Annotated in this window: 6 protein-coding genes and 3 tRNA genes; 3 read left to right on the top strand and 6 right to left on the bottom strand. The window is 71.2% G+C overall.

What is annotated here, in order from left to right; genetic code table 11:
- Window positions 1-33: 33 nt before the first annotated feature.
- From hrpA to C6376_RS10815, 6 genes are all read right to left on the bottom strand, one after another.
- Window positions 34-4,065 carry an ATP-dependent RNA helicase HrpA gene (hrpA, locus tag C6376_RS10790; protein WP_107443219.1) on the bottom strand — a complete coding sequence of 1,344 codons (4,032 nt, stop codon included), beginning with the start codon at window positions 4,063-4,065 and terminating at the stop codon, window positions 34-36.
- A gap of 110 nt (window positions 4,066-4,175) precedes the next feature.
- Window positions 4,176-4,252 (bottom strand) — tRNA-Phe (locus C6376_RS10795).
- A gap of 24 nt (window positions 4,253-4,276) precedes the next feature.
- Window positions 4,277-4,351: transfer RNA gene (locus tag C6376_RS10800), tRNA-Asp, on the bottom strand.
- A 38-nt stretch (window positions 4,352-4,389) separates the two neighbouring features.
- Window positions 4,390-4,462 (bottom strand) — tRNA-Glu (locus tag C6376_RS10805).
- A gap of 80 nt (window positions 4,463-4,542) precedes the next feature.
- Window positions 4,543-6,153: a metallophosphoesterase gene (locus tag C6376_RS10810; RefSeq protein WP_107443220.1), complete on the bottom strand. Its 1,611-nt coding sequence runs from the start codon at window positions 6,151-6,153 to the stop codon at window positions 4,543-4,545.
- 82 nt (window positions 6,154-6,235) lie between these two features.
- The gene (locus C6376_RS10815) at window positions 6,236-6,586 is read right to left on the bottom strand and encodes a metallopeptidase family protein (protein WP_107443221.1); all 351 of its coding nucleotides are present in this window, start codon (window positions 6,584-6,586) and stop codon (window positions 6,236-6,238) included.
- A gap of 362 nt (window positions 6,587-6,948) precedes the next feature.
- On the opposite strand from C6376_RS10815, the gene C6376_RS10820 reads away from it, so the two are divergent.
- From C6376_RS10820 to C6376_RS10830, 3 genes are all read left to right on the top strand, one after another.
- Window positions 6,949-7,491 (top strand): hypothetical protein, encoded by a 543-nt coding sequence (locus C6376_RS10820; RefSeq protein WP_107443222.1) that lies wholly within the window; start codon window positions 6,949-6,951, stop codon window positions 7,489-7,491.
- Window positions 7,492-7,801: 310 nt separating this feature from the next.
- Window positions 7,802-10,048 carry a DEAD/DEAH box helicase gene (locus C6376_RS10825; RefSeq protein WP_107443223.1) on the top strand — a complete coding sequence of 749 codons (2,247 nt, stop codon included), beginning with the start codon at window positions 7,802-7,804 and terminating at the stop codon, window positions 10,046-10,048.
- A 231-nt stretch (window positions 10,049-10,279) separates the two neighbouring features.
- Complete coding sequence (locus tag C6376_RS10830) at window positions 10,280-13,372, top strand: VCBS repeat-containing protein (RefSeq protein ID WP_107443224.1); 3,093 nt, start codon at window positions 10,280-10,282, stop codon at window positions 13,370-13,372.
- Window positions 13,373-13,397: the final 25 nt, after the last annotated feature.

Consider the following 13,397-nt stretch of genomic DNA (forward strand, 5'->3'; position numbering starts at 1 on the left):
CGGTGGTCGAACTCACTCTCCGTGAGCGAGCCGTCACGGTGCCGCCGCGTCGATCGCCTTCACGATCCGCTTGTCGGAGACCGGGTAGGCCGTGCCCAGCGCGTGGGCGAAATAGCTGACCCGGAGCTCCTCGATCATCCAGCGGATCTCCAGGACCTGCCGGGGCACCGGCCGGCCCGCGGGCAGCTGTTCCAGCAGCCACGCGTACTCGTCCTGCATCTCGTGGACCTTCTCCATGCGCGCGGTGTCCCGCTGCGCGCCGGTCGGCATCTGCTGCAGCCTGCGGTCCGCGGCCACCAGGTAGCGCATCAGGTCGGGCAGCCGGCGCAGCCCCGCCCAGGTCACGAAGCCGGGCTTCACGAGCGCGTCCAGCTGTGTGCGCACGTCCGTCAGGTTCGCCAGCAGTACGGGGCTGCGCACGCCCTTCAGGCGGCGCTCACAGGACTGCCAGGCCGCGAGGACCTGTTGCACCTGGTCGACGGCCCGCACGGTCGTGTCGACGATCTCCGCGCGCACCTTCTCGTACAGCTTGCGGTACGACTCCTCGTCCCAGGCCGGCCCGCCGAAGTCGGCGATCAGCCGGTCCGCCGCGGCCATCGCGCAGTCGTCGAACAGCGCCTGGACGGACCCGTGCGGATTCGCGGACAGCGCCAGCTTTTGAACGTTCGTCAACTTCTCGGATGCGAACTTTGCCGGGTTGACCGGGATGCTCCGCAGGATCAGCCGGCGGGTGCCCTTCCACATGGCCTCGGCCTGTTCCGCCTCCGTGTCGAAGAGGCGCACGGAGACGGTGTTCGCCGCCGGTCCGTCGTCGACGAGTGCCGGGTACGCCTTCACCGGCTGGCCGGCGCGGCGGGTCTCGAAGACGCGGGTGAGGGTGCCGATCGTCCAGTCCGTCAGGCCCGAGCGCTCCAGGGACTCGCCGCCCTGCCGCTCGGCGGTGGCCGCGGCCGCCTGGGAGATGGCCTGCCTGGCCTTCGGTTTCAGTCGCAGCTTCAGGGACTCCAGGTCCTTGTCCTCGGCCAGCTTGCGGCGTCGCTCATCGACGATCCGGAACGTGATCTTCAGGTGGTCGGGCAGCCGTGACCAGTCGAAGTCGTCGGCCTCGAAGGGGACGCCGACCATCCGCTTGAGCTCCCGGGCCATGGCGGTCGTCAGGGGCTCCCGCAGGGGGACCGCCTGGTCCAGGAAACGCTTCGCGAAGTTCGGCGCGGGCACGTAGTTGCGCCGGATCGGCTTGGGGAGGGAACGGATCAGCTCCGTGACGACCTCCTCCCGCAGCCCGGGGATCTGCCAGTCGAAGCCCTCGTCCGTGACCTGGTTGAGCACCTGGAGGGGGACGTGGACGGTCACGCCGTCCGCGTCCGCCCCCGGCTCGAACTGGTACGTGACACGGAACTTCAGCGGGCCCTGCCGCCAGGAGTCCGGGTAGTCGGCCTTGGTGACCGCCTCCGCCGACTCCCGGATGAGCATCTCGCGTTCGAAGTCGAGGAGGTCGGGCTGCTCGTGCCGTTCGTGCTTCCACCAGGAGTCGAAGTGCGCCCCCGAGACGACGTGTTCCGGCACCCGCTGGTCGTAGAAGTCGAACAGCGTCTCGTCGTCGACCACGATGTCCCGGCGCCGCGCGCGGTGCTCCAGCTCCTCGACCTCGCTGAGGAGGCGGCGGTTGTCGGAGAAGAACTTGTGGTGCGTGCGCCAGTCGCCCTCCACCAGCGCGTTGCGGATGAACAGGTCGCGGGAGGTCTCCGGGTCGATCCGGCCGTAGTTGACCTTGCGCTGGGCGATGATCGGGACGCCGTACAGCGTGACCTTCTCGTCCGCCATCACGGCCGCCTGGTCCTTCTCCCAGCGCGGTTCGCTGTACGTCCGCTTCAGGAGGTGCCCGGCGAGCGGCTCGACCCACTCGGGCTCGATCTTCGCGTTGACGCGGGCCCACAGGCGGCTCGTCTCCACCAGTTCGGCGGACATCAAGAAGCGGGGCTGCTTCTTGAAGAGGGCCGACCCGGGGAAGATCGCGAACTTGGCGCTCCGCGCGCCCAGGTACTCGTTCTTGCCTGTGTTTCTCCCACCCTCCGCTCCGGCGGTCTTCACGTCCTTCATGCCGATGTGGGACAGCAGACCCGCGAGGAGGGAGACGTGGACGCTCTGCTCGGGCGCGTCCTCCTCGTTCAGGTGAATGCCCATCTGCTTGGCGACCGTGCGCAGCTGCGAGTAGATGTCCTGCCACTCACGGATGCGCAGGAAGTTCAGGTACTCCTGCTTGCACATACGCCGGAAGGAGGAGGAGCCCCGCTCCTTCTGCTGCTCGCGGACGTACCGCCACAGGTTGAGGTAGGCGAGGAAGTCGCTCGTCTCGTCCCGGAAGCGGGCGTGCTGCTGGTCGGCCTGCGTCTGTTTGTCGGCCGGGCGCTCGCGCGGGTCCTGGATGGAGAGCGCGGCGGCTATCACCATGACCTCGCGCACACAGCCGTTCCTGTCGGCCTCCAGAACCATGCGGGCGAGGCGCGGGTCGACGGGCAGCTGGGCCAGCTTGCGGCCGGTCGGGGTGAGCCGCCTGCGGGGGTCCTTCTCGGCCGGGTCCAGCGCGTTCAGTTCCTGGAGCAGCTGGACGCCGTCCCGGATGTTGCGGTGGTCCGGCGGGTCGATGAACGGGAACTTCTCGATGTCGCCGAGGCCGGCCGCGGTCATCTGCAGGATGACGCTCGCCAGGTTGGTGCGCAGGATCTCCGCGTCAGTGAACTCGGGGCGGGCGACGAAGTCGTCCTCGTCGTACAGCCGGATGCAGATGCCGTCGCTGGTGCGGCCGCAGCGGCCCTTGCGCTGGTTGGCGCTGGCCTGCGAGATCGGCTCGATGGGCAGGCGCTGGACCTTGGTGCGGTGGCTGTAGCGGCTGATGCGCGCGAAGCCCGGGTCGATGACGTACTTGATGCCCGGGACGGTCAGGGACGTCTCCGCCACGTTCGTCGCCAGAACGATCCTGCGGCCCGTGTGCTGCTGGAAGACCCGGTGCTGCTCGGCGTGCGAGAGCCGGGCGTAGAGCGGCAGGACCTCGGTGCCCTGCCAGTCAGCGCCCCCGGCGCGGGGGTACTTCTTCTTCTCCAGCGCGTCCGCGGTGTCGCGGATCTCCCGCTCGCCGGAGAGGAAGACGAGGATGTCGCCCTGCCCCTCGCCCATCAGTTCCTCGACGGCGTCGGTGATCGCGGTGATCTGGTCGCGGTCGGCGTCCTCGGCGTCCTCCTCGAGGAGCGGCCGGTAGCGGACCTCGACCGGGTAGGTGCGTCCGCTGACCTCGACGATCGGGGCGTCGCCGAAGTGCCGGGAGAAGCGCTCCGGGTCGATGGTCGCGGAGGTGATGACGACCTTGAGGTCCGGTCGGCGTGGCAGCAGCTGGGCCAGATAGCCCAGCAGGAAGTCGATGTTGAGGGACCGCTCGTGGGCCTCGTCGATGATGATCGTGTCGTAGGCGCGCAGCTCGCGGTCGGTCTGGATCTCCGCGAGCAGGATGCCGTCCGTCATCAGCTTCACGAAGGTGGCGTCCGGGTTCACCTGGTCGGTGAACCGCACCTTCCAGCCGACGGCCTCGCCGAGCGGGGTCCGCAGCTCCTCCGCGACGCGCTCGGCCACGGTGCGGGCGGCGATACGACGGGGCTGTGTGTGCCCGATCATGCCGCGGACACCGCGCCCGAGCTCAAGACAGATCTTGGGAATCTGCGTGGTCTTTCCGGAGCCGGTCTCACCGGCGACGATGACGACCTGATGATCACGGATGGCGGCCGCGATCTCGTCCTTCTTCTGGCTGACCGGAAGCTGCTCGGGGTACGACACGGCCGGCACGCGGCCGCGTCGCAGGGCCGCCCGTTCCTCGACCTGTGCGACCTCCGCCCCGATCTCGGCGAGGACGGCGGCACGGGCCTCCGGCTTGCGGATCCTGCGCGCGCCTTCGAGCCTGCGCCCGAGGCGGTGCGCGTCGCGCAGGGACAGCTCGGCCAGGCGGGATGCGAGGCCGCCGAAGTCGGCGGCGGGAGTGCCCGGAACGGAGGCGCCGGGGGCGGGGTGCGTAGACATACGCGATCCAGGATCTCATCCCGGCCGAAGAAGCGGCGAGCGCTTTTGGGCGCGGCCGCCCGGCCCGTCATGACGAAAACCCCCTCCGGAGCCCGGAGAGGGTTTCGTTCTGGTGGCTGGGGCCGGGGTCGAACCGGCGACCTATCGCTTTTCAGGCGATCGCTCGTACCAACTGAGCTACCCAGCCACGAGGTTTCACGTGAAACCTCAGCGGTCCTGACGGGATTTGAACCCGCGGCCTCCACCTTGACAGGGTGGCGAGCACTCCAAACTGCTCCACAGGACCAAGCTGTTGTGTACGACAGTGTCGCACACGGTGTTGCGTGCCCCCAACGGGATTCGAACCCGTGCTACCGCCTTGAAAGGGCGGCGTCCTAGGCCGCTAGACGATGAGGGCTATCGGCCCGCCTGGGCGCTTCTCAGCGCGTCGGGGACGTCATGAGCATATGGGATGCCGGGGGGTATCGCCAAAACGGTTTACGGGGCCTTCCGGGAGGAGGTCCCCGAGGGGACGGCGGCAGGGCTCGGGGAGGGGGCGGAGGGCGGGCCGGAGGGTGAGCCGGAGGAGGGGCTGGGGGACGGGCTGGGGGACGGAGCGGCGCCCGGCTGGTTCTCCTTCGGAAGGTGGCGGCTGACCTCGGCCGTCGTCAGGCCCAGACCGCCGAGCTTGATCTCGTCCCAGGCCTGGAGGCGGCGGGTGCCGCGGTCGAAGTAGAGGATCGACGCCTCGATCGGGTCGGGATACTTGCCCTCCACGGCGCGCAGGCCGCTGCCGCCGGTCGACCCCTCGACGCGCAGCCGGGTGCCGTTCTTCATGACCTCCATCCCCTCGTGGTGGAGGTGACCGGACAGGACGAGGGGCACCTCGCCGTCGGTGCCACGGGCGGCGGAGGGCTCGTGGACGACGGCCACGTCGACGGGGGCGCCGGCCGCCCGCTGCGTGCGCAGGGCCCCGGCCAGTCGCGCGCCCGCCGCCTCCTCCGACTCGGCGGCGCCCGGCGCGGCGGAGCGGTCGGGGGTGAACTGCGGGTCCCCGATGCCGGCGAAACGCAGACCGGCGACGCTGACCGCGCGGCCGCCGTCGAGGACGTGCACGTTCTTCATGCCCTGCAGATAGCGCTGGGTGACGAGGGAGTCGTGGTTGCCCCTGACCCACACGTACGGCGCGCCCAGCGTGGCGATGGGGTCCAGGAAGCCGTTCTCGGCCGCGCTGCCGTGGTCCATGGTGTCGCCGGAGTCGACGATGACGTCGACCTTGTACTGCTCCACCAGCGACGAGATGATCTTCCAGCTCGCGGGGTTGAGATGGATGTCGGAGACGTGTAGGACGCGCACGGTGGTCGGGTCCGGCGAGTAGGCAGGCAGTGTGGAGGTCACGTCGTAGAGCTTGGTGACGTTGGTGACCAGGCGGGCGAGTTCCTGCTGGTAGACGTCGAACTCGGTGACGATGCTGCGCGCGTTGCCGACGAGCGACGGGGCGGAGGACAGCAGACCGGAGAACCGGGGCTCCAGCACCGACTTGGGGTTCCAGGTGGCGTAGGCGCTGGCGCCCGAGGCGGCCAGCAGGGCGAGCGCCAGGCCGCCGGCGGCGAGGGCGCGGCGCGGCCGGCGGTAGACCGCGAGGCCGAGTGCGGTGGCGCCGGAGACGACGGCGACGCAGGAGCGGACCGCGAGGTCCATGGTGCCGTGCTCGACGTCGTGGGCGACCTCGTCCTGGAGCCCGGAGAGGCGTTCGGGGTGGTCGACCAGGGCCTGGGAGCGGGCGGGGTCGAGCTGGTCGACGTTGACGTCGAGGCGGACCGGCGCGAGGTGGCTGTCCAGGCTGAGCGCGCCCAGCGGGGAGACGTTGATCTTCGTCCCGCCGGTGAGGGAGGGGCGCAGGGTCATCGTGGTGTCCATGGGGCCGACGGGGACACGGACGTTCCCGACGACCAGCAGCCCGAGCCAGGCGCCGAGAAGGACGACGGCGGTCATGCCGAAGGCGCGCAGCCACGGCCGTGGAGGAGCGGCGAGTTCGGGGACGGTGTTCCGGCGCCGGGCGGGCTTGAGGCGTCGCAGGGCTGCTGCGGGGAGGCGGACACGGGCCATTGGTGCCGTATGCCCCGGTGCGGGCGCGGTTATGCGGGCCGTTCGTGCCCTCCCCCCGGCGGCGGGGAGGGGCGCTGGGAGATCAGCCCCAGCCCAGTTCATGGAGCCGCGCGTCCTCGATGCCGAAGTGATGCGCCACCTCGTGGACGACCGTCACGGCCACCTCGTGCACCACGTCCTCCGACGTCTCGCAGAAGCGCAGGGTCGGGCCCATGTAGATCGTGATGCGGTCCGGAAGGACGCCGGCGTACCACTCGCCGCGTTCCGTGAGCGGGGTCCCCTCGTACAGCCCCAGTAGCTCCGGGTCGTCGGCGGGCGGCTCGTCCTCCACGAAGACAGCCACGTTGTCCATGACCCGCGTCAACTCCGGCGGGATCTGGTCCAGGGCCTCACTCACCAGTTCTTCGAACCTGTCGCGTGTCATCTCCAGCACAGGCCCATTGTCCGTGAGTGGTCACGTGATCGGAGCACTTACGGAGTCCTGACCTTCCGCCAGGCACACAGCCGGTGCTCAGCCGTCTTGGCTGTCCCGGCCGTTGGTGTGTACCGGTTCGGCCCGGCTGCCGGCAGGTCCTCGCCGTGTCCCTGCTCGTAACGGTGCCCGTCTCCGCCGTCTGCGTGGCCATGGCGGGCCCTGTCATGGCGCCGAGATTCGGTATCGACGACGCCCGGCCGCACGCGCTCGGGTACGGCTGAGCCGTTCGGCGCAGGGGTGCGTGCGGCCCGCGCGTGTCCTCTTGCGGGCGGCGGGAGTTGGGCACCGTGACTTCTTGCGTCTGCCCCGGAGGTGGCCCTGTGCGCCCCTTGTACCTTCCCGTCCGTCTGGCTGTGACGGTGATGGCCGTCGCCGCGGCCGCCGGCTGTATGAGCGTGGGGGACGACGACGGCGGCCGGGCGAAGCCCTCGCACTCGGCCGGCCGGCAGGGCCGTGAGGCGGGGGGCGGCGACGGGCGGGGCCCGGGCGGCGGGTTCGGCGCGGGCGCGGCCGGCGGCGACGGCAGGCACGGACACGGGAAGGGTGCCGGGGGGCGGGCGAGCGCGTCGGCGTCCGCGGGAGCCTCGCCGTCGGCGGGCGGGAGCGCCGCGGCCTCACCCGGGGCCGTCCGGCCCGGGGTGACCGACAGGCCGGGCGCGCCGACGCCGAGCGGGGTGCAGCCGCCCGCGCCCACCCGGTCCCCGGACCCGGTGCCGCCCGTGCCGACGCCGGAGCCGCCGTCCCCCACGCCGGAGCCGACGGTCGCCGAGCCGTCGGCGTCGGCGCACGAGGGCGGCGGGGGGACGGCGCCCCAGCTGCTGGACCGGGAACCGGCGCCGGAGGCCGGCGCGCCCGTCTGGTAGGGCGTGTTTCGGGACCGGTGGGGTTCACCGGCTGGCGGGGTCCGTGGGCCTCGGCCGGGCGGAGCCCCGCGGGCCGCGGGCCGGCTCGGACGGGCGGCTGAGCTGCGACGATGGCTTCGGTTTGCCTTCCGCGACCGGGGTGCGTATGGTAGTAGATCGTTTGATCCCATTTGCCCGGCGCCACTGCAGAGCGCGCCGTGTGGCGCGTACTCTCCCTTGCCGTGGCTGACCGCATAGAGGCGGTCCTTGCAATGCGAACACGGAGTTGACGGGCGCGTGCCGAAGAGACTCCGGAAGGTTTCGCATTCGCATGTCCATTTCCAGTACTGATCACGCCGTCATGCCCGAGAACGACGGCGGGTCGATCGACGAAGCGGCGATCGAGGTCACCGAGGCCGCCGAGGCCTCCGTCGAGACCCCCGAACTCACCTTCGCCGACCTCGGTCTCCCCGAGGGCGTCGTGCGCAAGCTCGCGCAGAACGGCGTGACCAGCCCCTTCCCGATCCAGGCCGCGACCATCCCGGACGCCCTGGCCGGCAAGGACATCCTCGGCCGTGGCCGCACCGGCTCCGGCAAGACCCTCTCCTTCGGTCTGCCGACCCTGGCCACGCTGGCCGGCGGGCACACCGAGAAGCGCAAGCCGCGCGCCGTCATCCTCACGCCGACGCGTGAGCTGGCGATGCAGGTCGCGGACGCGCTGCAGCCCTACGGCGACGTCCTCGGCCTGAAGATGAAGGTCGTCTGCGGCGGTACGTCGATGAGCAACCAGATCTACGCCCTGGAGCGGGGCGTCGACATCCTCGTCGCCACCCCGGGCCGGCTGCGCGACATCATCAACCGCGGCGCCTGCTCCCTCGAGAACGTGCAGATCGCCGTCCTCGACGAGGCCGACCAGATGTCCGACCTGGGCTTCCTGCCCGAGGTCACCGAGCTGCTCGACCAGATCCCCGGCGGCGGCCAGCGGATGCTGTTCTCCGCCACGATGGAGAACGAGATCTCCACGCTGGTCAAGCGCTACCTGAGCAACCCGGTCACGCACGAGGTCGACAGCGCCCAGGGCAACGTCACGACCATGTCGCACCACATCCTGATCGTGAAGCCCAAGGACAAGGCGCCGGTCACCTCCGCCATCGCCTCGCGCAAGGGCCGCACCATCATCTTCGTCCGCACCCAGCTGGGCGCCGACCGTATCGCCGAGCAGCTGCGCGACGCCGGTGTGAAGGCGGACGCGCTGCACGGCGGCATGACCCAGGGCGCGCGCACCCGCACGCTGGCCGACTTCAAGGACGGTTACGTCAACGCGCTCGTCGCGACCGACGTCGCCGCCCGCGGCATCCACGTGGACGGCATCGACCTGGTCCTGAACGTGGACCCGGCCGGCGACCACAAGGACTACCTGCACCGCGCGGGCCGCACGGCGCGCGCCGGCCGCACCGGCACGGTCGTCTCGCTCTCGCTGCCGCACCAGCGCCGTCAGATCTTCCGTCTGATGGAGGACGCGGGCGTCGACGCGGGGCGTCACATCATCCAGGGCGGCGCGGCCTTCGACCCGGCGGTCGCCGAGATCACCGGCGCCCGCTCGATGACGGAGGTCCAGGCCGAGTCCGCGGGCAACGCGGCGCAGCAGGCCGAGCGTGAGGTCTCCGAGCTCACCAGGGAGCTGGAGCGTGCGCAGCGCCGGGCGACCGAGCTGCGCGAGGAGGCCGACCGTCTGGTGGCCCGCGTGGCGCGTGAGCGCGGCGAGGACCCGGAGACGGCCGTCGTCGCGGCCGCCGAGGCTGTCGTCGAGCAGGACGCCGCGGTGGAGGCCCCGGCCGAGGCCGCGGTGGCTCCGGTCTCCGAGCAGCCCGAGGAGCGTCCCGCGTACGAGCCGCGTCAGCGCCGTGACGAGCGGGGCAACTACGAGCGTCGCGACGACCGTCGTGACGACCGCGGCGGCCGTTCCTTCGAGCGTCGCGACAACGACCGCGGCGGCTTCAACCGCGGTGACCGTGGCGGCTTCAACCGTGACGACCGCGGCGGCCGTTCCTTCGAGCGCCGCGACGACCGTCGTGACGACCGCGGCGGCCGTTCCTTCGAGCGTCGTGACGACCGCGGTGGCTTCAACCGCGACCGTGACCGTGACAACAACCGCGGCGACCGTGGCGGCTTCAACCGTGACGACCGTGGCGGCCGTTCCTTCGAGCGCCGTGACGACCGTCCCTCGGGCGGTTTCCGCCGCGACGACCGTCGTGACGAGCGTCCCTCCGGTGGCTTCCGCCGTGACGACCGTCCCTCGGGCGGTTTCCGCCGCGACGACCGTCGTGACGAGCGTCCCTCCGGTGGCTTCCGCCGCGACGACCGTCCCTCGGGCGGTTTCAACCGCGACCGTCGTGACGAGCGTCCGTCCACCCACCGTGGCAGCGACCGTCCGTTCAACCGCGACCGTCAGGGCGACCGCCCGGGCTTCCGCTCCGGTGGCCACGAGCGTCCGTACGGCCGTCGTGACGACCACCGCGGCACCGCGCCCGGCGCCGGCCGCCGCGACGACAAGCCGCGCTGGAAGCGCAACGGCTGACGCCGAGGCAGTCGCCGGCTCATGTGAGTGAACGCCGTGGCCCCCACCGAACTCCGGTGGGGGCCACGGCGTTTCGCGTGTCCGACGTCCGGAAACCCCTTTCACCGGCCTTGCCGGAGGACTGTAGGATCAGCCGACTTGTGAGACGGATGTGAAGGCCGGGGGGCCGGGGACCGTGGACACCGAGGGGCGTCCGGTCCCACCCGTCTCCGTTCCCGGGGAGGGACCCTCTTGCCTCGTCAAGGCTCCGCACGCCTGCGTCTCGTCGCCGCCTCCGCCGTCCTGGCGGCCGGGCTGACCCCGCTGCTCCCTTCGACGGCGGTCGCGGACACGCCCCAGGAAACGGTGGTGCCGGCGACGCTGCGCGACATGTACACCTCGGGTGCCGTCTACGGCGGTTCGTCCTACTCCGGACGGGACGGAGCCGGAGCCCAGGGGGTGTTCCACAGTCTGGAGGGCTCCGGCCTGGTCTGGACGCGTTACGCGGACGGCACGTCCGTCAAGGTGGTTCCTCCTGCGGGCTACACCCGTTACGCCACGACGGGCGGCGACGTCCTCGCCTATTACTTCGCCGACGGCCGGGTCGACCTGTGGAACGCGGCCGACGGCACCACTCGCACGATCCGGACGCCCGAGGGGTTGACGCTGCTCACCGTCCACGCCGATCTCGCGGTCGCCTTCCGGACGGTGCGGGACGAGAACGGCACGACGGTCCGGCGGGACATGCACCTGCTGATCCCGGAGCCGGACGGCAGCACGCGTGACGTGCTCGTGACCGGAGTGCCCGACGGGTACCTCCTCGGCCAGCCTATGGGCGGGGACGCGGACGGGCTGCTCCTCCACGCCGGAAAGGCGGGCGGGCCTTATCTGTCGGTCATGGTCGACCGGCGGACGGGCCAGGTCCAGAGCTGGACCCCGCTGCGCTCCAAGGCCTACGCCCATGCGCAGGTCACCACTGACCACGTGGTCCTCTTCGACCTCGGTGACCCCGTCGTCCAGGTGTTCTCCCGCGCCGACCTGTCCGCCGCCCCAGTCGAGGTCACGCTCGGCAGCGGCGCCACCAACCCGGCTCAGGACCTCGCCGTGGTCGGCGGCTGGCTCGTGACCCGGCCCGGCACCGCGGGCGCGGTGGTCGCCCAGCCCGTCACGGGCGGTCCCTCGAAGACCCTGCTAACCGCGTCGAACATCCACATCTCGGCCGTGTCCGACGGCAGTGCCGTCGTTGTCGGCCGCACCGCAGCCGTCCGGGACGACTGGGGCGTCCAGCGTATCCAGCCCGGTTCCGACGGCAGTCCGGTCGTCACCCAGGTGAAGGCGCTGCCGAAGCCGCCGTACAAGATCCAGGGGCTGTCCCTGGAGCAGGGCGAACTCGTCGTCGCCGACCCCAGCTACCTCGGATACCGCGACACCTACGGGCGGACCGTCGCCGCGACCGGGACGCCGACGTTCGGTAAGCGCTCGTCGTACGACGGGAGGGACACACTGCTGGGCTCCTGCCCGGTGACGGACGTCGGCTGCTCCCAGTTGTTCGGCACGGCCGACGGGCGGACCGTCTGGCTGGACCGGTACCTGGAGCAGTACGACCGCATCCGGATCAACGGGCCGAAGGACTACGACTTCCGGGAAGTCACCGTTCCCGCCGGCGGGCGGATCACCGACGTCTCCGGGGCGTACGTGCTCTACACCACGTCCGGCCAGCAGTACGTCTACGACGTCGAAGGCGGTGCCCCGGTCGTCACCCGTGCACCGGGCCCCGCCGCTCTCTCCGGCGACGCCCTGTGGACGGCCGGCGCCGCCCCCGGCACCCTCACCGCCTTTGACCTGACGGCGAAGAAGACCGCGGAGACGGTCACCATCGACGCGGACTGCGCGCCCGCCGAACTGCAGGCGCTGGGCCGGTGGCTGTACTGGAACTGCGGTGACAAGGCCGGGGTGTACGACCGGACGGCCAAGAAGTCGGTGGCCGTCCCGGCCGACGAGGCCGCGCTCGGTGACGGGTACGTCGTCACGCACGACAAGCGGGCCGGGAAGCTGACGCTCACGGCGGTCGCCGACGGCACGGCCGTGAGCCGGGTGATCGGCGACCTCCCCGACACGGGCGTCTCGCAGCGGAACGTGCGCTGGACCGTCGACGAGTCCGGCGCGAACGCGGCCTGGGTCGACGCCCAGGAGCAGGTGCACCTCGTGCCTTCGGGGGTGAATCAGCAGCCGCTGCGGTTGCTGGAGACGCTGCGGACCGCGGACGCGATCTGGGCGGAGGAGGGCAACAGCACACTGATCACGTCGAGCGAGATCCTGCTGTCGAAGCCCGTGGAGAGCTGGCAGTTCACGGTCCGGAACAGGGCGAGCGGCAAGGCCGTCGTCAGCCGCGGCGGCGGACCGGTGCGCGGCAGCCTGCCGGGGCTGGGGTGGGACGGCACCAGCGGTGGCAGGTATGCCCCGAACGGGCTGTACGACTGGACGGTCTCGTTCACGCCCGCCGACGGCGTCGGCGCAGCGCTCACGGTGAAGGGCACGGTCCGGCTGGTGCACGCAGGCGCGGTCCGCCACGACTACCTGGGCGGCCCGAACTCGCTGTCGGACGGGGTCGGCGATCTGTTCACCGTCGACTCCGGAGGCCGGCTGAACGTCCATCGGGGCACGGACGGCGGCGCCTTCTCCGGACGCGTCGGAGGCTGGGGCTGGGACTCCGGCTTCACTCCGGTGCCCGTGGGCGACCTGAACGGAGACCGCTGCAACGACATGCTGGTGCGGATGAGCAACGGCGACCTGTACGTGTACCGGCTGCCGTGCGTCGTCTCGTCCTCGGGGTGGACCTCGTACACGCGACTCGGGCCCGGCTGGAAGCAGTTCGACGTGCTGACGTCGCCCGGCGACGTGAGCGGGGACGGCCTCCCCGACCTGGTCGCGCGCAACGCCACGACCGGCGCGGTCTACCTCTACAAGGGAACCGCCGCGGGGCGGCTCGCGAGCGCCGTGAAGCTGTACGCGAACTGGAAGGCGTACAAGAAGGTGGTCGCGGCCGGTGACCTGAACGGGGACGGCGTCGGCGACCTGCTGACCCAGGACAGGGCGAACAACCTGTACCGGTTCTACGGGACCGGCAGGGGGACCTTCGGCCCGGCGGTGAAGGTGTTCGCCGGCTGGGGTTCCGCGTACGACACGCTCGTCGGCGTCGGCGACATCACCGGCGACGGCAAGGCGGACCTGGTCGCGCGGGACACGGCCGGCGGGCTGTACCGGATTCCCGGCGACGGCAGGGGCTCCTTCACCACCCGTGTGAAGATCGGCGCCGGCTGGCAGGCCTACAAGGGCATTTTCTAGCCAAGTTGTGACGTGTGTCACGCCC

Source organism: Streptomyces sp. P3 (genome assembly GCF_003032475.1).
Lineage (GTDB): Bacteria > Actinomycetota > Actinomycetes > Streptomycetales > Streptomycetaceae > Streptomyces.

Bases quoted from the DNA above. Each gene is read 5' to 3' on its own strand.
- hrpA (WP_107443219.1), bottom strand. From the start codon at position 4,065: ATGTCTACGCACCCCGCCCCCGGCGCCTCCGTTCCGGGCACTCCCGCC.
- C6376_RS10810 (WP_107443220.1), bottom strand. From the start codon at position 6,153: ATGGCCCGTGTCCGCCTCCCCGCAGCAGCCCTGCGACGCCTCAAGCCC.
- C6376_RS10825 (WP_107443223.1), top strand. From the start codon at position 7,802: ATGTCCATTTCCAGTACTGATCACGCCGTCATGCCCGAGAACGACGGC.